The following is a 22,639-nucleotide window of genomic DNA, read 5'->3' as shown; positions in this document are numbered from 1 at the left end:
CTCATTATACAGAGTCCGGCTCCCCCTATCTATACACAGAAAAAGTTGAACTGTGTATTAAAGAACGAAAACGCCGAATCACCGGCTTATTCATAATTTGACGGACCACCCGCAATTTATGAAATGAAAATTATTTTCGCATTTCCAAAATTGCGTGGTAGAATGAAGTGGTTAATGGTACCATTAAATAATTTCGGGGGAGTTCTATTATGTTTAAAACAAACGCAAAAAGGCGTCACCTGTTCCTAGTTGCAGCAGCGACGTTATCACTAGGATTCGTCAGTTTAGCCAGCCATCCTACTCAGACTCAGGCTGCATCATCCAAAACCTTCTCAGCGTCCCAAACAGCAGGCCTAACAGGGTATTATTCCAGCACGAAAGCCGGGTATGCTTTCCACTGGAAGTATTTGCAATCATCTAAAGGGATCCAACGAGTCTTGATTTTTGGTGACTTCAAAAAGCCAACCGTCATGGTCGCTGTACCAACTAAGTTGGCTAGCCAAAGCAAAGACAAGCGCACCCTTAAATTTACGGTTAAGACCGCTAACTCAAAGGGAAAGCTCTCAAAAACAAACTATAGTTTCTACATTAAAAAGCAGTCGGCTACACAATTTACGGTCAAGCTAAAATCATATAGCACTGGCAAACTACCAAGTACGAGTGGAACGGCTTACCGTTTCACCAGAACAAGTAGCTCGCCAGCCACGAAACTGACCAACGAGTGGACGCGAGATGCGCTAACAAAAACTTATACCAAGCAAGTTAACGCTAACGTTGAAAAACAGTACCAAGAAGCATTAGCTGCTGGCAAAAAGGTAGCGGACCCTAAAACAGATGCCACCACACAGGCTAAAATTAAGTCAACGGTCGACAGTGCTGCTGATAAGGGTGTCAAGCAAGTCATCAAAAACTTTAACTACAACGTTTAATTTCTGCCCCGCGAAGGCCATCAAGCCTCGCGGGGTTTTGACTATCACGAAAAAGCCGATTCGCTGCTCCCGAAGCAAGCGAATCGGCTTTTTCATTATTTGTCATGTCAATCAACATAACAGTGGTATTAGCTCCCCAGCTAGTCACATTCATGACGTTTCGTCAGAACGGGATTCCCACTGCCTGCGCTACTTAAATTAGCGAAATGAGTGAAATGGTTAATCTCATATTCGCCTCAACTAGGTGCCATAACGCGTTGTGTCCGTTTTCCCCAGAAATCTCTAACGAACACTTAGTGTTGCGCTCCTCCCCAGGAGAACAACTGAAGCATCGAGCTTCTTTTTATACGAACTAGTGATAGCCAATTGGCCAAACAACGTCAAGTCTTGTTGTTAAATTAGCTGGTATGGTTCCCCAACCATACCATTCTCATAGGCGATAAGCCGTCATCAAGTCATCATAGAAATAGGTTGAAACAATTTCAAAGCACGCAAAATGAACTCAATGGTTATCCCAGTGAGTTGTTTACTAACGCTATGAAATTTTGACGCATAAACCGTGCGCGAATACCGAAACGACCACCGGTTAAGTCCCCACTCAACACGGTTGGTTGGTCGCCAGTAAAAGCACCAACGGTGACGTTTTTTGCACGACTGAAAGAAACCACACTCATCCCCAATGAGTTGGCTAACGTGCTGGATTGGCGACCATTAGCTGCCGTCCTTACCCCCAGATAATTTGTAAGGTGGTTAGCCAGCACAGCAAGTTGTCTCAATCGACGCCATGCTAAGGCCGCCAGAACTACTAAGATAATGAAACTGGCCAAGGAAACAATGGCAACAGCCATTGCACTTGGATTTTGCTCTTGCACAACATGTGCTAAGAGATATGTGACCGCCAACGTTAAGCTACTGATTTCACCTATTGATCGGGTTAAAGAACCTAACAGGTTACCCATCAAGTGCTTAACATTAGCAGTTTGCAGAATGCCGAATTCCGCGGCAGCAACTTCGACAGCTACCGTAGGGGCAATCATGTTATGTACTTGATGTAACGTGTTAGTCATGCCATTCATGGCAAAACCGATCAAATCAGTAAGAACGTTAACCGTCCCAAAGACAGTGTCCCGCAACAAACGGTTGAATAAGTGAATTGCTTTAAACGGCGTGCCAAATACAACCATTGCTAACGAAATAACGCGCAATAGTGTCGTGCCAACCATAACTCGAATGCCAAGTGGCCCAAATTTGGTTGCTAATAATGAACCAGCGCGACGAATGTAAGCCAAAACAGCCGACTCAGCTAATCCAGCTTTCTTTAAAGTAGGACGCCCACCAGCTAGTAGTTGGCCCATCACCTGACTCATTGTTGCAAGTGTTCGACTTGCCGCTAACATGCGTTTTAAGGCAAACGCAGCCAGTGGGACAAGCGCAATTAACATAAAGGTCACGCCAGCCAAAATCAGTGGACTAAAGCCTAGTCCCAGCGTAACGCCTGGCGTCAATGCAGCGTTTACCGAATGAGTAACTTGCATCATGGTCTTAAACGGCGTACTTCTAAAAGCCGCATTAAAGACTGCCCCACGGCCTAACTCGGTCGTCAATTCCGAAGACAGGGCCTTCGTTGAAAGAGCTGCTGCTAAACCAGCAAAAAGACTAGGTAGGGTGGCTTTAATAAAGTTCGCATTCAACCCAAACGAGGCCGGTTTAACCATCATCACACTGTTCATAACGTTCCCCAACGTTACTTTGGTAGTTGCTAAGGTGATGTGACCAGTCGTCAATCGGTTAACCGTCATCGGTGCTGCCATCTTCAGTAGTTGTCGCAAAGTTGTTGTCAGATTCATAGTTGAAATATCTGAAAGCCAATGGCCAGCCAAAAAGACGGGTAATGCTAGAACACTCATGACACCAAGGGCGACAGGTACTGCGATCAAAGCAGAAATTCCGGCTACAATGGCAGCTGAAACCGTCGCAACGGCTGCAACAGTTGCCGTCACTGCGACTGCTGTAATCGCTAAACCAGCTAACACAGCCAGCGTCACGATTGGATGAGTAATCACGATAACGGCCGCAATGGTCACTGGAATGATTGATAGTAATGCGATGGTGCCGCCAATCAATAGACCGGCTGTGGCGAGTACCCCACTTAATGCAACCCCGATAGAAGCAACGACTGCCCCAATAACAGCTGTCGCGCCCAATACAACGGGTAGGACAACCGCCCCAATTCCAATGATTGGTTGAATGACACTGCCGACTAGACTAAATAGACCTGATGTCATGGCATATTCATTTGCTTTCGATGGATTACTCAACGTCATTAACGTTTCCATCTCTTGAGGATGAGTTATCCAACTTGATAGCGCACTAAATAAACCGTTCGTTCCCGTGGAATTTGCGGTCTGCAAGTTAGTTAATACCTTGTATAGTTCAGACTCTTTAAGGACATCCAAATCAACAGCATCGTCAAACATTCCCGGTGTCGATTGATCCCCTAGCGACTTTAATAACGCCGGCATATTGGCATCCAATGAAGTCGTATCGGTAGTCATCGGTCGGCCGTCAATTGAAATTCGGGCCATGCGGCCGGAACTTAATTGAAGCTGATACTGCCAGACTTGCCCCTTGTCCAGTAGCGCATCGGTTGTGCGTTGGGCAATATTTTGCCAGATCCATGGTAAGGCCTTTGTTATCTCCGCCTGTTCCATTGAAGTGGCGCTCGCCGTTTTCGTCATCACCTGATGCCGAATGGTTTCAAATAGTTGCTCCCCTTGAGTGCTCAAAGAATCAGTCTGGGACGATTCCCCAGTCTGCGTCTGGTCACTCACTGTCGAACTTGCTGCAGTAGCCGTCGTTGGGACTGCCTGCTGCTGGCTAGTCTGGTCAGTAGTAGCAGTCGTTTCTTGAACTGGCTCCTGAGCGGGTGTCTGAACTGCCGTATTCTGGCTGTTAGCTACCGTTGTTGTACTGTCGCTAGTCGTTTCATCAGCACTGGTCATATACTGCTTAAGTGTCGTCTCAGCCGTTTTAACCGTCTGAGTTGGAACCGTTGTCACCGTAGTGTCGTTCGTAGTCGTTGAACTTGCTGAAGGTGCCGTGGTCGTCGACGCTGAACCTGTTGAATCAGTTGACTTATCAACCGTCTGTCCTTGGCTTGACGTCGAGGTCGTTGTAGCACTCGTCGTTGCACTAGTTGTCGACGCTTGTGAGCTGGCTGTTGTCCCATCGGTGACGCTCGTTGCAGTAGTTGCGGCTGAATCAGTCGTAGTTGCTGACGACGTGCCCGTTTCTGAGCCAGCGTTGTCACCCACCGAAATAGTGGTTCGATCCATCACCGCACTATACGCATCTTGCGCACTTACTTGGCGTTCAACAGACTTTTGTGGAGAAACTGTGGCACGCCCTTGAGCCGTCACTGACGTTGTGGACGATGGTGCAACCTTGACCGACTTAGTCGTTGTCGACGGCTGGTTCGTCACTTTCGTCTGATGCGTTGTTGCAGCTACCGGTGTCGTTTCCGACGTTGTCCCGACTCGCTGCGCCGTATGAGACTGCACTGTTGACGTGCTTGTCACCGTTGAAGTCACTTGCTGCTGGGAGGCCGTCTCCTGCGTCTGTTGGGCCGCCTGAGTCGTGGCCGTTGGTGTCGTTGTCTCGACAACCTTTGGTGCGACGTACCGTGATTGGATGCGATTATGTCCGATAGCTAAAACATGGTCATCAAACGACGCCATTACCTTAGTCAGGGACGTGACATTCCGCGTTGGAATGGCAAACGCCTGGGCAAATTGACCACGATTCAGCGCCTTGTTAAACGTCAGTTGAAGTTCACGATTGTTCACCTTTTTGTAAGTGAACGGTAGGTGCTTCGAACTGCTGGCCTTTAGCTGACTTAAATCAACGTTTTTGGCGCTAAACCGGTATGTGATTCGATCGCCCTTTTTAACGTAGTTCTGCTTCGAAGCTCGCACGGTCACATTAAGCACTGGGACCCCATGCGTCTTTCTAATCGACGATGTCACTAACTGATTGACCTTTCGCTCTGGAGCAAAGGCCTTTCGAGCTGCAAGATTAACCTGATCAAGTGCCGTCCTTGAGGTCGAAGCAGAGGCCGTTGTCACGGTTCCCAGCCATGATTCAACTGCTGAGTTAGCCATCAAAGGCGCCATTAAAATAACTGATGCAACGCCGACAATCAACCGTTTGTTTGTTTTCTTAGAGATCTTTTCCATAACGTGTTGTTTTCACCTCCTTTCAATATCAAATAATGAAACTTTAAGTGGGCAAATTGCCCCAAACCAAGTGCGATAAACAAAAATGCCAGCGACCCTAGGGCCACAATAACCTCATCAAAACAAAGCAACAGACAAAAAAACAGAGTGACAACAAAGAAATCCCTAGTAACGGACAAATTCTGACAACAATAACGAATAGACCTAAGTGACAACCAAATAATCCTAATTAGCAACAACAAATTGACTTGAGCGACAACCTATTTGACTTCAGTGGCAACAAATATTCAACCGATAGTGACAAAAAACTTTCACCAGTCGCATCAACGCTTAAAATAGCAATGACTATTTCAAGATTGGTCAAGGCGCGTACCTCTCCAATCCTCCTAATGGTACCAATATTTCCTGATAATTTCCATACAAAACTATCAATATGTTTTATTTGCAAAAATCATAGCCGAAAACCCTTGGTATTATTACATTTAGGGTCGATCTGTCAAATATTAAAATTTACAAAAAAAGAGCCATCTGGCTCAATTGCGACGTGCTGACTGGATTAGTAACTAGAAGCGTCAAACCGATTGTAATACCATAAGTAATACTGCTGAGACTGCGGCTCAAAACTAATCTTAGTCACCGACGTGTTCATGGGTTCGGGTAACGGCACGGTTTCAGGCAACGAAAGGGCTGTCAGGACGGCCGCTTTGATGGTAAATCCGTGGGTTACGGCTAAAATGGCTTCATCCGGTGCCTGAGTGGCAAAATCCCGCATGAAATGATCAACGCGCCCCATGACATGGCCAAATGACTCGCCATCTGGTGCCGCATTCACGTAGGTTGGCAAAACATCGTTTAATACCGGGTCAAACACATCGGGATGTTGTGCTTGGAGCGCTGCATTTGATTGACCATCCCAACTACCGTATGAGATTTCTAGCAATCGGTCGTCTAACTCGACTGGTAGCTGGGCTGTTTGATTCACTATCGCAGCCGTTTGCTGAGTTCGATCAAGTGGGCTGGCGACAATCCGATTAGCAAACGACCAATCAAATTGATCATGTAATCGTTCTGCTTGGGAAATCCCCGTCGCCGTTAACTGAGTAATAGCGGTATTAATGGTCCCCTGCTTTAATCCTTGAACATTTGCAGTCGTTTGACCATGGCGAATCAAGTAGAAAACTGTCATGATGGCCTCCAAATTCATTTTTGTCATTATCTCATACTTTTGCAATTTTTCGAAATACAAGTTGACTTTCCGGCTATGCTCGGTTAGGATTTAATTAAATTACAGGGAGGTATTACCATGACAAACTTATTAACCAACATCGTCACTTCATCCTCCTGGTCTACAGATTTATCTGTGTAGGCCAATTTTGTGTTTCAACCAACGGCCTCACAGGTGATCTTTCACCGTGGGGCGGACAAATCGGTCTTTAACAGTCCTCGCGGTCATTACCGTGGGGACTTTTTATTTTACCTAATTGGAGGATTAACCATGCCAATCTATAACTTTTCAGCTGGACCTGCCGTCATGCCAAAGCCTGTTATTGAGCAAATCCAACGCGACTTACCCAACTTAAACGGCTCCGGAATGAGCATTTTAGAAATTAGTCACCGCTCATCACTTTTTGACACAATCTTGGCCGAAGCCAAGCAAGATTTACGTGATTTGATGAGGATCCCTGATGACTATGAAATCCTGTTTTTTCAGGGTGGTGGTACTGGCCAATTTGCGGCTGCCCCACTTAACCTAGCCACGCTTCATCACGCCATCGCCTTGTTAGACAGCGGCCACTGGGCGAACCGCGCTGGTGCCGAAGCAGCGAAACTGGGGGTGGCCGTCACCACCCTCGCCTCGACTCAGGCTGACCATTACACGCGACTGCCGCACCTCCCCACCACCATCCCGACCGAGTCGTACGATTACCTTCACCTAACCGTTAACAACACGATTGAAGGGACCACCTATCATACAATTCCTCAAAGCTCGGATCTGCCACTCGTCGCTGACATGTCCTCTAACTTTCTGGCACAACCGTACAACGTCACTGACTTCGACGTGATCTTCGCTGGCGCCCAAAAGAACTTGGGGCCCGCTGGTGTCACCGTGGTCATCATCAAAAAAGCGATCGTCAAACCGGTCGATCACCTCCCCAGCATGCTGGATTATCATTTATTCATGACTAAGAATTCGCTATACAACACACCACCAGTCTTTGCCATTTACGCTGCCGGATTAGTTCTCAAGTGGTTAAAGGCCCAGGGAGGGGTGGCCGGAATTTACCAACGTAACCAGGAAGAGGCAGCAAAACTCTATGATTTTCTGGATCATTCTAAGCTGTTTTATAACCCGGTTCACCACGCCGATCGCTCGCTAACGAACATCCCATTCATGACGGGCGATGCGCAGCTCGATGCTGAAGTGGTCGAAACGGCCGCTCAAGAAGGTCTCATGAACCTGAAAGGACACCGCAGCGTCGGCGGACTCCGAGCCAGTTTTTACAATGCGATGCCAATGACCGGCGTCGACGCCTTAGTTAATTTCTTACATCATTTCGAACAACAACGTTAGGGGGATCAACCATGTACCAAATTAAAACTTACAATGCAATTGCCCAAGCCGGTCTACGTCACTTTACGGACCAATACGCCATTAATGAAACAGACGATGCTGATGCCTACCTCATCCGATCGGTCGACTTACACAGCCAACCACTCCCACCAACCCTTAAAGTTATCGCTCGGGCCGGTGCCGGTTTTAACAATGTTCCAATAGAGCAAGCTACCCAAAACGGGACGGCCGTGTTCACCACTCCCGGAAGCAACGCCAACGCCGTTAAGGAGCTCGTCATCGCAATGATGGTGGCTGCTTCACGAAACCTTTTTGCTGCAGCAGACTATGCGGCCCACAATAGCGGCGCCGACATTTCAAAACGAACGGAACGTGATAAAACGCAGTTCAACGGTAATGAACTTGCTGGGAAAACACTTGCTGTTATTGGGGTTGGCCACGTTGGGTCGCTAGTGGCCAACGCCGCTAGCGAGCTCGGAATGAAAGTGGTCGCTTATGATCCTTACCTGACGTCAGATGCTGCATGGCGCATCTCAACCGACATCCTACGGGCAAATTCGCTGGCTCAAGCAGTTAAGAACGCCGACTACGTAACCGTCCACGTACCTAAGAATGCCGAAACAACCGGCTTAATTGGAACAGCTGAACTAGCTGAAATGAAACCTGACGTGACGGTCATCAACTTTGCCCGGGGCGGAATCGTTGATAACACCGCAATGGTGGCCGCCCTTGATCATCAACGTGCCAAAGGCTACTACACCGACTTTGGCGCCGATGAGCTATTGCACCGCGACGATGTCATCGTCACCCCCCACATCGGCGGGTCAACAACCGAGGCTGAACGAAACGGCGCCGTTCAGGGGGCCAACACCATTATGCAGTTTTTGGAGACCGGTAACGTGTTGAACAGCGTCAACCTTCCCAATCTTCAGGTCCCTTTCCAGACCCATTATCGATTGACGCTCATGCACCAAAACATCCCTAACATGGTTGGCCAAATCGCCACCCTGCTAGCTCAAGCTGGCATCAACATCGAAGGAATGAGTAACGCCGCAAAGGAAAAGGTGGCCTACACCATTATTGATGTCGACCACCTCCAAGCAGAACAAGATACCCAATTAGTCACCCGGCTAGGCGCTATCGATGCCGTTTACCGCGCCCGGCTGTTAACAAATCAAAACCTACAGTAACTGTCTTAAAGTTGCTAAATCCGCCGCAAGTAATGCTCGTTTACTAGGAAATCGACGGGTGTAGGACGGGTGAAACATCGCGAATAGTCGGTATTGACGCTGCGTCCACTCATAATGGTCCCCTTGCCAATACCGAATTGCGCTCGAAAACAGCTGGCCATGGCGGTTCCCGACGGTTTCACCAGGGCCTATCAATCGCTGTAGCCCCGTGTTACCCAACGGTACCAGCAAATCATTAGCCGCCGGTAACGCTGCCAGTTCTGCATCTAACAATGGTGCAAAGGCGTTTTCCTCGGCTCGTGTCGGTTTACGATCCCGTTTCCGCCCTTTTAGAGTCGCAAACGGTCGGGCCCGAACTGCACCAGTCATGTATATCTCATCTCTAGTGACATCAAGTTCTGCTAGCCAAGTATTTAGTTCTTGTCCTGCGGGGCCCATAAACCCATGACCAGTTTCAGCCTCCACCCGGCCTGGGGCTTCACTCACGATGGTAAACCTCGGGGTCAAGGATCCTTCGCCTGGGACAAAGCCCTCCAGTTGTGCGGCGCTTTCAATCAGTCTCTTTGCTTGTTGAATGAGTTCCGGAGTTAGAAACGTTGCCATGCTAAAAATGCTCCAATCCTATCAAAATCGCCAAAGTCTAATGAGGACTTTGGCGATTTTTCGGTTATTTTAGTTTTTCGAACCGATAAGCCAACTGCCCACGGGCACCATCCGTTTCCGTTAACGGCGTCTGCCAAATTGTGTCAGCTGATACCTTATCTAAATCATAGAGGTCACCAAATCCCAGTCCCGGATACATCAGATCTGACCGGTTAGTGGAATGACCTAATCCTAAAATGTGACCCAACTCATGAGTCAGAATTCTAGCGTACTCCACGGTTCGTGCCTGCTGAGCGGCAGAATCCGTGATCTGCGCATACGCCGCTTTTTTACTCAGCGTCGGTGTTTCGTCCGCCCGATAATGGCGTTTCATATACTTTGTAATATCAGCTAATTCGTGTTGGTAAGTGCCCTTATTAACCTTTAGCGTCTCGGTTTTAGGAGCCCACCAAGCCAGACCGCTATCAGTCGCTGCTTTTTGAGTCGTCCACTTAACCGTCACGGTCGCCTTACCCGCCGAACCAGCGTTAAAAACCGCGGTCCCTAGTTCATCATTCCAATAGGCCATCGCCTTGGTCAAGGCTGTCGCAATGGCAGGTGTCGCTGTCTTATCAATGACCCATACTTGGTGTTGCGAATCAAAAGCGGTCTGATAAGCCAAGTTAATCCGATATTTTTTAAGTAGCTTCATCTCGGTAGTCTGCAGGGTTTCAGTTGGTTGGCTAATCAAGGTTTGACTTGGCGCTGGCGTAGCTTTCGCAGTCGCTTGGCTAATCATCGCAATGAAGCCAATACTCATTGCAGCTAAGCCAATTATCATTCGCCGCATGCGAATCCCTCCTTCAAACGGGTTCGTGTGGTTAGGTCAGAAAAAACGGTTGGAAAATGCAATCATGTCTTGAGCTAAGTCGCGCTCCTGTGAACTGTACGTCATCACGTGGGGGGCGCCTGGATAGTGTCGATAAACGACCTGGGTGTGATGGGCTAACTCATCTGCCAACCGCTGACCAACCGTTGGATCAATCAGTTCATCGGCGCCACTCTGACCGATAAAAACCGGCTTTCGGATGGTGGCCAAATGAGCCTGAATTGGAACCGTATAGGCAGCAATGCGATCGAGCATTGGCGTAATCGCCCGGGTCAATATCGTCATTTTAGCCGCTAAATCCGTCGGGGTCAACGCCTGTTTATGATACCAAGCTCGGGCATCACTTAAAAATCGCGCAGCGACCCGACTTGTATCAACCGGATACAGTGGCGTGCTGATGGTCCCACCAGCCAAGACTTCCGGCCGTTCCTCTAACGCCTTTATCGCAAACAACCCACCCAGTGACTCACCAAAAATCAAAACTTGCGGATGCCCACTCTTAACTAGTTGGTCAATTGCTTGAGTGGTATCTTGCCACCACTGATTTGGATTGCCCACCGTAAAAATAGTCGTCGGATCAGGCGTACCATGCCCGGTAAAAAGGGGAGCCAATACCGTATAGCCCGCCTTTTGAAACTGGCGGCCCAAAACGCGAACATCAGTGGTTGAACCAGCAAACGTATGCAGTAAAACGACGGCCCGCTTACCCGCTTCAAACAGGAACGGGGCTGGCTGGTTTTGCATCTGACCACCTCCCAACGATTAATCACCATCATTATACTACAGCATGTCGAGGCTGTTCACCACTCACGATTCGAACAACGTCATCGAGGGCAATCTCAACCATGTTAGCAACAGCGACGTCCGTGTAAAACCCAATATGCGGACTCAGATTAACGTTGGCCATTGATAATAACGCCGTCAACGGCGCGTTATTGAGCGGTTTGTCTCGCCAATCTTGAGCAACAAGCTGATCATCGCCTTCTACCGTATCAAGACCGGCCCCCGCAATCTCTCCGGCCTGCAATGAGGCAACCAGTGCGGGGGTGTCAACAACCGGGCCCCGGGAAGCATTGATCAAAAAGGCCGTGGGCTTCATCAACTTTAGCGTCTGGGCATTGATCATGTGGGTCGTGTCCGGCGTCAAAGGGGTGTGCATGGTGATAATATCAGCAGTTTTAAATACGTCCTCATGGGTGGTATAGGTTAAAACATCGGCTAACTCTGGTCGGTGAATGGGATCTGCGGCAATCACCGTGGCGCCCAATGCACTGAAGATGCGAGCGACAGCACTGCCGATTTTCCCTGCGCCAATAATGCCAATCGTTAAATTATGGATTTCGGCCGCCTCTAACCCGTCCCATCGAAAATCGTGGTCAGCCTCACGGGCCGCTGTAATCCCCAAATGACGAACAAGCCACATTGTATGGGCTAAGACCAGTTCGGCCACGGAACGCGGTGAATACGCCGGCACGTTAGTCACCGTTAACCCAAATTGGGAAGCAGCTTTCAGATCCACGATTTCATAACCAGTGATTCGTAATGTAATTTGCTTAATGCCCAACTCGTGAAGCCGTTTATAAACTGCCGGCGCTCCCAATGGTCCGTGTTGTTGTAACACGATGCCATCGTATCCTGCTGCAAGCTCAACGGTTTCTGCGTTAAACGGCAAGGTATTCGTATCGACCTGCACATCAGGATGACTCGCCATCCACCGCTGCGTCGCAATCAGTTCATCGTCTCGCACATGATACATTAATAGTTTCAATTTAACCCCTTCTTTATCCGTTCATTACCCTTTTTGGGCGACATACTGCTTAATGCGATCAACTGCCGTTTGCAAATCAACCATGCTTGCCGCATAGCTAATTCGAACGTACCCCTCACCACCGGGGCCAAATGACGCGCCCGGAATAAGGGCAACCTTAGCTGTGTTCGCCAGATCATAACAGAATTTCAGACTATCCTGCTCAAGGGACGCGGGAATCTTAGCAAATAGATAAAAGGCCCCCTTTGGACTGGCGCACTGAAACCCAGCATCGGCCAGGCCTGCTAACAGAAAATCCCGACGATTCTGGTAGACAGCTCGCATCTCGACCCCGTCGTTTTGACCATGAGCAAAGGCTTCTTCAGCTGCTGCCTGAGCGTTAGCCGTTGTGGCAGTGACTGCCGTTTGGTGAACCTTGGCAATCTCACGAATCACAGCCTGCGGGCCACAAATTAAGCCAATTCGCCAGCCGGTCATTGCATGAGACTTAGAAACGCCATTTAACAAAACTGTTTGTTCAGGTAAAATCTCGCCCATCGAAACGTGCGCCGACTCATAGGTTAATTCCGAGTATATCTCGTCAGCTAGCACAAAAATGTCGTACTGCTTCAAAACCTCAGCTAACGCCGTCAATTCCGCTCGGGAATACGTCACCCCAGTCGGGTTTGTTGGAAAGTTCAAAACGACCGCTTTCACCGTGTCCCGATTCGCTTCAATAGCTGCTTGTAACTTTTCCGGTGTCAGAATAAAACCATCGGCTGATGTGTCCACAAAAATCGGCTTTCCACCACTTAAGAGGGTCGCAGGAATGTACTGTGGAAAAATTGGTGTGGGAATAATGACCGTGTCGCCAGGATTTAGCATCGCTGTCAGCGAAGAATAGATTCCCTCTGAAGCCCCGACCGTCACTAAAATTTGGCTATCAGGGTCGTAGTCAAGGTGGTACTTCGTCGCTAAGAAACTAGCGGCGGCCCGTCGTAATCCCGCCGTTCCACGTGAATCTGTATAGTGACTTTCGTTTTGATTGATACTATCAATCGCTGCTTGCTTCACGTGCTCAGGCGTATTGAAATCAGGCTCCCCTAACGTTAATTTGACAATCCCATCAATGGTTGAGATCTCCTGATTGAACGCTAAAATATCGGATGGTTGAATCTGGGCAAGACTAGTTTTCATGCGATTTTCTAAATGACTCATACTAAACACTCCCTAATAATAAATAAGGCCCCCTTAGCCAATAATGACTGAGGGGGCCTGGTTGGTTTTTTCCCCGCAGTCACTGAATGATCTGCGGGGGCTAAAGTCGTTCATCAAAACAGCTTTTGGCTCTTCACAGATCAGCTCTGGAAAAACCAAAAGTTATAAGAAACCTGATTGAGTTGAGTTAACGGTGTTGTCATCATTAAAATCTCCTCATAAATCGTATATTATTATCATAACAGTTTCATTCGCCGCGTCAATAGCCAAAAAAATCCCTTTAATTGTTGCAAATATAACAGTCTGCAACATATTTGTTAGTCGCTTGTAATCCCGATGTGTTCCTTCTGTTTTGAATTTCGTGTACACTAGCAATCAAGACTTAAGATATAGGGGAGATAAAAACATGTTCAAGTCACACTTACTGAAAAAACTGGCGCTTGGTGCCCTGGTCTTAACTAGCGCGCTCGCCATTGGGACGACCGCCAACGCAGCTAAAACCAAAATTGCCGACATTTCACAATACCAAGGAACCGTTAACTGGGCAAAAGCGGCCACTCAGCTTAAGTTCGCTTTGATCCGGGTTCAACACGGAAACACTGGCGACAGCGATTTTCAAATTGATACCCATCGAAACATCAATGGTAACGGCGCAACTAAGTACGGAGTTCCATTCGGAAACTACGATTTTACAGAGTTTACCAGCGTCAACGATGCCAAGAAAGAAGCCCGCGACTTCTACGCCCGCTCACATAAAAACGCCCGCTTCTACGTTTTGGACAACGAAAAACGGATGACTGGCGTAGCTGGCAAGGAACAAACCTACGTTAATGCTTGGTTATCAACCATGCGCAGCCTCACCAACAAGCCACTGGTTTATTATTCATACCAAAACTTTGTCAACGTCCACAAAATTAACTTCGGCCAATTTGACGGGTCTTGGATTGCCAACTATTCGGCGCAACCAAATGTTGCCACCGACTTATGGCAATATACTAGTAGCGGCTCACTGGCCGGTATTAGCGGTCGCGTGGATTTAAACAAGGTCCTCAACAGCACAACTGTGAATTCTTGGCTCAAAAAGACTCCAGCAAGCTACTACAAAGACGTCAACTCTGGGGCAACCGTAACGGCCACGCGTTCGATTAATCGCTACTCCAACGCTAATCTGACCGGTAAAGTTGGCAGTATGTCCTACGGCAAATCTTACACCGCCTCTTCGGTGACGAAATCGGGAAACTACTACCGCATTCACCTGTCAAATGGCAACTATATCACAGCTAACAAAGCTTACGTTCAAGTTAAATAACTCACCTGAGAGTCGCAACCCGAACTGGGGTGACTCTGGGAAATCACATTAATAAACCCCGATTTAGCACTTCACTTGTGCGAATCGGGGTTTATTTATATGATCTACTCAAGTCTGAGGATTAGCTCATATAATAGACGGATTGAGATGACACCGGTCTTTTAAGTGGGATTACTCATATTAAACTGGTAATCTTTTCTATTGCTTACTTTTTGTAAGTGTGCGATACTACTATCAATCAAACTTTGAAAAACGGAGGTCTTTACCCATGGAAAAGACGGACTTATTCGGGCTTCACCACATCACAGCAATTACCTCAAGTTCACCAAAAATGTTTCAGTTTATGACTGAGGTTCTTGGCCTTCATTTAATTAAAAAAACGGTTAATCAAGACGATGTCCGAACTTATCATCTTTATTTTACAGATGACATGGGGACGGCCGGCACCGACTTGACCTTCTTCGACTTTCCAGGCATCGGTTATGGTAAGCCGGGGAAAAACACCATTTCTCGTATTGGCTTTCGGGTTCCCAGTGATGCGGCCCTTGATTACTGGGCAAACCGGTTCACAGAATTTAACATCGACCATGACTCAATTACGGACAGTTTTGGGGCCAAGGTCCTTCGGTTTTACGATTTTGACAATCAACGCTACCAGTTAGTGTCCGACGAGCACAACCATGGCCTTGGTGGTGGAACGCCATACCGTAAGAGTCCAGTGGCTTCCGACTTTGCGATTTCTGGCCTTGGCCCCACGGTGATTACCGTGAGTCAACCAGAACCCTTGGAGAAACTGCTGATCGATTTGATGGGCTTTGAAAAGGTGGCAAAAGAAGCGTCTCAGACCTTATATGAACTTCATAATGGCGGCCATGGCGCACAAGTTATTGTCGAAACAAGTCTAGTCCTACCCGATTCAGTTCAGGGATACGGTACTGTGCATCACATGGCTTTTCGAACCCAGGACCAGGAGACGCTAAATTATTGGATCAACCGGATTCGATCATTTGGCCTCTCCGACTCTGGCTTTGTTGATCGCTTCTATTTCGCTTCAGAATACTTCCAGGTTGCGCCTGGCGTTCTGTTCGAAATTGCGACGGACGGCCCTGGCTTTCTTCAAGATGAAACCTACGAAGAAGCCGGCGTTCACTTGGAATTGCCACCATTCTTGGAAGAATACCGTGATCGAATTGAAGCCAACCTAGTCCCATTTAACACGGAGGCAAATGCTAATGAGTGATGCGCAAACTGCTTTTTTTCCCGGAGAATCTGATAAAGCGCCGGTTTTAATGTTGCACGGTACCGGGGGCGACGAAACCGACTTATTACCCATCGCCTCTTTCTTAGCTCCTGACAGTCCTAAACTTGGAATCCGTGGCCGCATCCATGAAAACGGCGCGAACCGCTACTTCAAGCACACTGACGATGGTGGATTCGACCTTGATAACCTCAGTACCGAAACCGACTGGCTGTTATCCACGATTGTGACTGAAAGTGCCAAGCACGGCATTGACCCCAAACAGTTACTGGTTCTAGGATTCTCCAACGGCGCTAACGTGGCGGCATATGCCTGGTTACACAAAAAAGCCCCATTTAAAACAGCCATCCTGTTACACCCCATGATGTTGGACCCTCAGGCGTCTGCGGCAAATTTAAACGGCGTTGCAACTTTCTTGACTCACGGTGATGTGGATCCAATTGTCTCCTCAGCTAATTTTACTGGGCTAAGGCGCCAACTGACAGATGCCGGTGCAGCCGTTGAAGCCTATACTGGTCACCAATCACACCAACTGACCCGGGCTGAACTTTCTGCCGCTAAAACCTGGTTAGATAAAACTGGGCGCTTAGTCTTATCACATTAATAATCAGAAAACGCAATGTCGCTTATTTGATTACTCAGCCGAATCAGGCTACGACTCAGAAACGTTCAAGCCGTGGCCTGATTTTTGTTGTCCAATTCGCCCGGCAAAAACGACTTCTTTTTCGTCCTTTGCAAAAACTTTAACGGCCTTTCCTTGACCTTGGCCGTGTCCGCCTGTTACGCTTGGGTGGCTTAAAGGGGAGGGGTTTAAATTATGAAAACCGCATCATCACACAGCATTTTATCAGCCCTTACACGTGGAGCTGTCATTGGCCTAGCAGCGATGAGCTTTACGAGCTTTACTGGGGGCACCACTGGCCATGCTGCCAGCCTAACACCAAGTGCCAGTGTCTTAAAACAGTCAGCAAACTACTACCGTACCCACAAAGCGAGCCTCGCAAAACGATATCGCTTTGATTATTCAGCTCAAACCAGCATGGGTAAAACGGGCCTTACTAAAGTCTACATTGCAACATCCAACACCGACGTTAAAAAGAGTGTCAACCTTGCGATGGGATACTGGAATCATAAACTTGGACACACTATTTTCAAGTTAGGCACCAAACAATCCCATACCATGACGGTTAACTTGTCAACAGCCAAAGCCTCGGCAGCTGATCGCAGTGACGCCTGGTGGTTACCCGCTAAGCGACTGACCCAGATTCGTTCAAGTGAATTTGCCACCGAAACGACCACCTTACGAAATGCCATGATGAATCATAGCGAAGTCGCCGTTATCAATCAGGCCAATCGCAACATCGATGCCTATGCGAAGCGGGTCGCCGGTGACGCAAACGCAACGACGCTGATTGCCACCTACCGTGCAAAGGAAGTGGCAAACGCCAAACAACAATTGACCGCTGAGCTTAACAATATTAATCAAAACAGTTTAGACCGACGCGCCAGAGTTTTCGAATATGCCGACACTCTCGCCCATGAATTTGGCCACTCACTGGGCCTAAAGCACTCGCCAAACAAAACCGACCTCATGTACTGGCAAAGTGGTAGTTCAAAATTCTATAATTACGACGCCGTTAAAAATTCAACTACGGGATTTAACCTCATCAGTCCCACTGATAAAAATCGAGCAAAGCTTGCTATTAAAATTCACCAAGCCCTCGCCTAAGATAGCAAGGGGCGTAACCGCGATTCGTCGCGGTTTTTATTTTGTTATTGGTTGAAGCGCTTTCACTTTCATGTTACCCTAGCAGTGGAAAGATTAAGAAAATCTAAAGATGCCAAGACCACCTACATAGTGGCGCGGTCATTCACAGTTGTGAATACACATATCATCAAAAAAGAACTTCCCGGTTTGGGAAGTTCTTTTTAAGCACGTTTTGCAGGTAAAAATCGGTCTTTAAAGTAGTGGTAGATCATCGCTAATCCCACAGGGACTACGACACCCAGAATAACAAATGCCCAGACGTGATTAAACAACGGAATTTTTTCAGCCACGTCGAAAATCATTTTATGCAAGTACATAATAGCTAATGAATACTGGCCAATCGGCAACAGCCATTTGAAAAATCGGGTGCGGCTTAACGCCTCACAAATAATAAAGATGGCTAAACAAATTGCTATCGGAATGAAAAAGGCCATAAACGGCGTGTGAATGATATGAGACTTCAGATACAGCTTAAAATTCAGACCAATCGTGGCCTTCTTAACGTAGCAAGAAGCATAAATCAACACCCCGGCGACCGCATAACCCACTTTATTTTTCAATTGGGGGTAATACTTATAGCCGTAGTACCCAGTCAACATCCATACAGCCGCAATCAACGCTGAGTCAGCCGACCATGGCACCGACTTGAATTGAAAAAAGTGGTAGTGTGGCTGGGCTGTCCCGATACCAAACATCACCATGGTGATCAAAAATTGCATTGGGATCGACTTTATAAAGCTAATAATCATCACAACCAGGAACACGGTAATCACGTAAACGGTCATGAACCAGAAAATACTCAATTCACCGTTCAGCGTCTGACCACCGTAAATTAACCGAACAAAGTAAAAGCCGGTATACGACCAACTTTCACCGTTTAAAAAGTGACTCGTCAGAATCAGAAAAATCCCAGCGACAAAGTATAGGACGATGTTCGGCACAATGCGGCGCCTGACAAACGCCCAAAAACTGGCCCAAGTCCGCTGGATTGGCTTAAGAAAAAAGCCCCCCACAATAAAGAACAGCGGAACGTGCCACCAGTAAAGTGAGGCGTATAACACACTCATACTATGACTAGTATCCGTTAGTGGGTGAATTGCATGCCCCAACACAATGGCGATGATGCCTACCGCCTTGGCCATGTCCACCCATTCAACTCTTTTTTTCATAAGACCTTGAACTTCCCCTTTTGGTTCGGCCGGACACTGTCACAGTCGACCCGTTTTTTCATAGCTTTAATTATACACGAAAACCCAATCAAAGGCTGTAACACATGGATTTGAAATAATGTCATCAAATTGTCATCAATCAAAAAAGCAGTTAGCTTGAAGTTCCCAATCAAGCTAACTGCTTTTCAATCGCGCACTTTAATAGAACGCTAAAGCTCTCGTCCAGTACTTACCATCAATTTGATAGTACGTTGACGTCTTGTGGTTTAAGACGGAAACCCGACGTGCTCGTTGAGTAATCGTCACCGTCCGAGATGATAGGTCGGCCGTCGTCCCAGCGGTCTTAGCCAATAACTTATCGTTAAATACTCGGGTGTAAACAGTGTACTTTTTCAATGTCGTTAACGTCTTGTTAACATCATCGTAAGTAATCTTATCGAATTGCAACGCCCCTGATCGAATCCAGTAGCGCCGGGCATTCGTATTAGAACTAAAGCGAATCCGGTACCAATTGCCTGAGCTAGCTGTGGCGCGGCCATCAACGTAGACCGTTGAAGACTTTTGCTGGGCCCAACCATCGGCTTTGTTGAACAGATACCAACCCGTATCGCCCTTAATGTGACTGTACAGACCGTACTTCTTGCTGGCGCCAGACACTAGCTTAGCGTACTGGTTAGCCACCCCTTTGTAAAAGGTCTGTTGTTTGTTGGTCTTTTTGTTACCCTTATATTTCTTAGTGAGGGTTGTTGACGAACCTTTAAGTTTGGTCGTTTCTTTGATGTCTTCGGGATCTGAGATCTTTTTAGACTTGTTGTTCGTATTCCCTGAAATCGTGATATCACTGCTAGCCATACCACTCGTGATGACAAATGGAATCTGGCTCTTAGACGAGGTAATCTTGTTTCCCGTGACCGATACATCACTAATGCCGCCACCCTTTTTGGTGTCGAGATAAATGTAGCGGTTATTTGGATCCAAGTTCACGAAGTTATTGTTCTTAATCGTGATCCCACTGATTGCAATAGCCGGCTGGTTGTTTAGAATTCGAATGTAGTTCCCAGAACCCAATGCACTCTTATTTTCAAACGTGTTGCCGCTAATCGTCAGATTGTTGACCATCACAAAGTGAATGTTGGCCCCATCATCATCAAGCAGTGGCTTGGCATCCTGCACATAGTTGTTTGTAAACTGGATGTCGTGGATAATACCACCGACCCCTTTTTTGTAAACAACGTGCTGCCCAATTGGGTTTGGCGCAAAGGACTTAACCGAACCCGAGGCATTTGCTAACGGCACAAACTTATTGTTGTTAACCGTGACATCATACGATGGTAAATCATCGTACTTGTCGCCAGAGTTATGGTAAGACATCGCCTTCGTGTTTGAATAATCAACTTGAATGGCTTCTTTATAATCGTAATCGGTGTTGGCATTAAACCCGGTAAACGTCGAATTTTCGATGTCAATATTATGACTACCATCAATATCAATGTAGTGCCCAGTTGGCGACTCACAATTGTCAAAGGTACAGCCCTCAAAGGTCACGTTACTAGCGTGGTTCAAGCTTTGCACAAAAACGGCTTGCCCCGTTGAAGTGGTGTAATCACCTGAAAAAGTCGCATTCTTCCAGGTCACATTTGAAATCCCACCGTCGTATCCCGTAGACGGACTAGGATAGACAAACGGAATCCGATCGCCCTTTGAAATCTTGAAGACGGCCCCGTCATCGAAATCAAAAGTGATGTTGGAATGTAACTTAATGGCCTTCAACGTTGCATTGGTAAATAGATACGTCCCCTTTGGTACCCGAATCGTCACGTTATCATCTGCAGAATATGCGTCGATAATTGACTGAAGCTTTGGTGCGTTATCGGTTGTCCCGTTTGGCACCATACCTTGGGTCTTGGCGTTGACCGTCGTTGCTGCTTTAGCAACGATTGTTTGACTAGGATTAGCCAAATGAGTGGTGGCTTGAGCCGCCGCGAAGCCGCCAAGGACCCCAACTAACGCGAGGCCCAGTGCAGCTTTTTTGGGCAAATACATAGTCTGACACCTTCCTCTCCTCAAACAAATTTAATCCAAAATATAACCACTTTTCATTTTAACGAAAAATGCGAATCTGCGTTGGCTTTTAACAAGAGTGTTAAAAAACTTAATCATTTTGTCACATTCCAGATAAACTGTCTGCAACGATGCCTAAAATACTTCTTTGTCGATGTAACGTTGTGGCATCTCGTTAAAGTCGTAGTCCTTTAAGTTTTCAATATCGGCGGCCCCGTTAAATAGCGCCGTGTACGATTGAGCCAGCATTAGATTCAGTTTTTTGTCAGCATCAAATTGGACCAAAATGACGGGCACACCAGCTTGCCAAGCCAGCCCAATTTCGAAAATAGTGCCTGAATCGGGTTCGTTTTCAGCCGTTTCTTCCATCTGATAATCTAAAATAGCAACCACAGCATCGGCTTTTCGAACCTGCCGAACGTCACTATTGTACGTCGCTACCTGCCATTTAAAGCTACCAAATTCAAGGTCCTCATGTTGGTGCTCGGACGGAATAAAAATACCATCACTTTGGATAGTGGCATTCTCTCTTAAGAGACTGACAACTTTGTTGACACGGTCATTTTGACCTTCGGAAAAAAATGGCGATGCGAGATAAATGGTATTCATATTTAAGGGGCTCCTTTTTAATTAGTACATCCAGAATACCACAGAATCCGCGCAAGAATTTTAGTAGTTCTGTGAGAAATTACGCTTGTAGTCGATTTAATTGACTATCAACAAACTCAACGAAGACCGTTTCATTTTCCGTATCGCGGGCCAACCATTCATTAATAATGACGCCGTTACCATCGGTTGTTTTAGCAATTAAATCCAGCAAGGCTTCACGATGATCTGCTGGTAGCGCCACCAACGCCTCAAGATGTTCTTGTAACCAATCAATCAAGGCGACTGGCACATCGAATTCATCACCATTATCCGCTGCTAACGGAATCAGGGCATACGGCGGAATGGTTAAATCATCTTCCGTAGGCTCGTGGTCTAATACCCGAATTTGGTGTGGCATCTGGTGGGCGAGAAACCGCGCAATTTGTTGGATCAAACTGACGACCAAGTCTGGTACCTCATCCGCTGTTCGCTCCGCTGCCGACTGCTGAAGCATCAGCACCGTCACCCCAATCACGTCCACGTTAGCTAAAGCCAGCGCATCTAAAAACGGCAAAAACAAGCCATCTGATTGACTATATTGTAGCAAATAAGCCCCCAACAGCCGATGAACCCCCTCAGTTGGGGTCTGCTGATCATAAAGCGCGCTTGCAAGCTGCTGATCATCACCGTCTTGGATGAGCCGTGTCCGCATAAACTGGTCGAGATTATGGTTATTAGCCTTTGCATTATCCAAGAACCGGTAAAGTCCCCGCTCATTGAACGCCACTGGTGAGATTAGCCCCGCCAATGGGAACCGAGCCCCTTTTACGTCAACCCAAGCGTAGCTGTTAGTCAGTAATGCTCGACTGACTTCCGGCAATGAAATTCCAGTCAGTCCTGGGCTTAGTGGTTGTGCAGCGTAGTCATTTTCAATCATTGTTATCCCCTCCAAACTACCAGTTATCATAGCCAACCCACTGCCAATAAGCAATTAAGAGAACTTACTGCCATTTTCAAGCCAAAACTTGACATCAACAACGAATGGTGATTAAATAAGAATCACATCAGTTTTTAATCTTATTCTCATTTTTACATACTTTCTTAGTTAAACTACATAAAGCGAG

Annotated in this window: 18 protein-coding genes; 7 read left to right on the top strand and 11 right to left on the bottom strand. The window is 47.2% G+C overall.

Annotated elements, in window-relative coordinates; all coding sequences use genetic code 11:
- Window positions 1–209: 209 nt before the first annotated feature.
- Window positions 210–929, top strand: a complete 720-nt coding sequence (locus tag FC96_RS09415; protein ID WP_056942809.1) for a hypothetical protein — start codon at window positions 210–212, stop codon at window positions 927–929.
- Window positions 930–1,438: 509 nt separating this feature from the next.
- On the opposite strand, the gene FC96_RS09410 is transcribed toward FC96_RS09415, so the two are convergent.
- Together FC96_RS09410 and FC96_RS09405 are read right to left on the bottom strand one after the other, a co-directional pair.
- Window positions 1,439–5,164, bottom strand: a complete 3,726-nt coding sequence (locus tag FC96_RS09410; protein WP_056942808.1) for a hypothetical protein — start codon at window positions 5,162–5,164, stop codon at window positions 1,439–1,441.
- 556 nt (window positions 5,165–5,720) lie between these two features.
- The gene (locus FC96_RS09405; RefSeq protein ID WP_056942807.1) at window positions 5,721–6,350 is read right to left on the bottom strand and encodes a histidine phosphatase family protein; all 630 of its coding nucleotides are present in this window, start codon (window positions 6,348–6,350) and stop codon (window positions 5,721–5,723) included.
- 309 nt (window positions 6,351–6,659) lie between these two features.
- Between FC96_RS09405 and serC the strand changes: the two genes are divergently transcribed.
- Together serC and FC96_RS09395 are read left to right on the top strand one after the other, a co-directional pair.
- Window positions 6,660–7,736, top strand: coding sequence for a 3-phosphoserine/phosphohydroxythreonine transaminase (gene serC / locus FC96_RS09400; protein ID WP_056942817.1), 1,077 nt, complete (start codon window positions 6,660–6,662; stop codon window positions 7,734–7,736).
- Window positions 7,737–7,747: 11 nt separating this feature from the next.
- Entirely contained in the window at window positions 7,748–8,926 is a 1,179-nt protein-coding gene (locus tag FC96_RS09395; protein WP_054659052.1) for a phosphoglycerate dehydrogenase, read from the top strand.
- On the opposite strand, the gene FC96_RS09390 is transcribed toward FC96_RS09395, so the two are convergent.
- From FC96_RS09390 to FC96_RS09370, 5 genes are all read right to left on the bottom strand, one after another.
- Window positions 8,918–9,529: a uracil-DNA glycosylase gene (locus FC96_RS09390; protein ID WP_054659050.1), complete on the bottom strand. Its 612-nt coding sequence runs from the start codon at window positions 9,527–9,529 to the stop codon at window positions 8,918–8,920. The two genes, FC96_RS09395 and FC96_RS09390, sit on opposite strands and share 9 nt — an antisense overlap.
- 64 nt (window positions 9,530–9,593) lie before the next feature.
- A complete protein-coding gene (locus FC96_RS09385) occupies window positions 9,594–10,358 on the bottom strand; it encodes a matrixin family metalloprotease (RefSeq protein WP_056942806.1) in 765 nt (254 codons plus the stop codon).
- Window positions 10,359–10,394: 36 nt separating this feature from the next.
- Window positions 10,395–11,141 (bottom strand): alpha/beta hydrolase, encoded by a 747-nt coding sequence (locus tag FC96_RS09380; protein WP_056942805.1) that lies wholly within the window; start codon window positions 11,139–11,141, stop codon window positions 10,395–10,397.
- Between the two features lie 31 nt (window positions 11,142–11,172).
- Window positions 11,173–12,153 (bottom strand): D-2-hydroxyacid dehydrogenase, encoded by a 981-nt coding sequence (locus tag FC96_RS09375; protein WP_191976664.1) that lies wholly within the window; start codon window positions 12,151–12,153, stop codon window positions 11,173–11,175.
- Window positions 12,154–12,189: 36 nt separating this feature from the next.
- Window positions 12,190–13,362, bottom strand: a complete 1,173-nt coding sequence (locus FC96_RS09370) for an aminotransferase class I/II-fold pyridoxal phosphate-dependent enzyme (protein ID WP_054659042.1) — start codon at window positions 13,360–13,362, stop codon at window positions 12,190–12,192.
- Between the two features lie 406 nt (window positions 13,363–13,768).
- Between FC96_RS09370 and FC96_RS09365 the strand changes: the two genes are divergently transcribed.
- The 4 genes from FC96_RS09365 (at window position 13,769) to FC96_RS09350 (ending at window position 17,658) form a co-directional block, all read left to right on the top strand.
- The gene (locus FC96_RS09365; RefSeq protein WP_056942803.1) at window positions 13,769–14,671 is read left to right on the top strand and encodes a GH25 family lysozyme; all 903 of its coding nucleotides are present in this window, start codon (window positions 13,769–13,771) and stop codon (window positions 14,669–14,671) included.
- A gap of 268 nt (window positions 14,672–14,939) precedes the next feature.
- Window positions 14,940–15,911: a ring-cleaving dioxygenase gene (locus FC96_RS09360; RefSeq protein WP_054659038.1), complete on the top strand. Its 972-nt coding sequence runs from the start codon at window positions 14,940–14,942 to the stop codon at window positions 15,909–15,911.
- Window positions 15,904–16,533: an alpha/beta hydrolase gene (locus FC96_RS09355; RefSeq protein ID WP_056942802.1), complete on the top strand. Its 630-nt coding sequence runs from the start codon at window positions 15,904–15,906 to the stop codon at window positions 16,531–16,533. Before FC96_RS09360 ends, FC96_RS09355 begins: the two co-directional genes overlap by 8 nt.
- 213 nt (window positions 16,534–16,746) lie before the next feature.
- Window positions 16,747–17,658 carry a matrixin family metalloprotease gene (locus FC96_RS09350; RefSeq protein WP_056942801.1) on the top strand — a complete coding sequence of 304 codons (912 nt, stop codon included), beginning with the start codon at window positions 16,747–16,749 and terminating at the stop codon, window positions 17,656–17,658.
- A 200-nt stretch (window positions 17,659–17,858) separates the two neighbouring features.
- On the opposite strand, the gene FC96_RS09345 is transcribed toward FC96_RS09350, so the two are convergent.
- The 4 genes from FC96_RS09345 to FC96_RS09330 all read right to left on the bottom strand — a co-directional run bounded on the left by FC96_RS09345 (window position 17,859) and on the right by FC96_RS09330 (window position 22,452).
- Window positions 17,859–18,866, bottom strand: a complete 1,008-nt coding sequence (locus FC96_RS09345) for an acyltransferase family protein (protein WP_056942800.1) — start codon at window positions 18,864–18,866, stop codon at window positions 17,859–17,861.
- Window positions 18,867–19,064: 198 nt separating this feature from the next.
- Window positions 19,065–20,909: a glycoside hydrolase family protein gene (locus tag FC96_RS09340; RefSeq protein WP_056942799.1), complete on the bottom strand. Its 1,845-nt coding sequence runs from the start codon at window positions 20,907–20,909 to the stop codon at window positions 19,065–19,067.
- Between the two features lie 153 nt (window positions 20,910–21,062).
- Entirely contained in the window at window positions 21,063–21,536 is a 474-nt protein-coding gene (locus tag FC96_RS09335) for a nucleoside 2-deoxyribosyltransferase (RefSeq protein ID WP_056942798.1), read from the bottom strand.
- Between the two features lie 79 nt (window positions 21,537–21,615).
- Entirely contained in the window at window positions 21,616–22,452 is an 837-nt protein-coding gene (locus FC96_RS09330) for a hypothetical protein (protein ID WP_054659024.1), read from the bottom strand.
- Between the last annotated feature and the right edge of the window lie 187 nt (window positions 22,453–22,639).

It is taken from the genome of Secundilactobacillus kimchicus JCM 15530 (assembly GCF_001433995.1).
Classification (GTDB): Bacteria; Bacillota; Bacilli; order Lactobacillales; family Lactobacillaceae; genus Secundilactobacillus; species Secundilactobacillus kimchicus.
The sequence above is the reverse complement of the archived record's forward strand: the minus strand, read 5'-3'. Positions and strand labels throughout refer to the sequence as shown.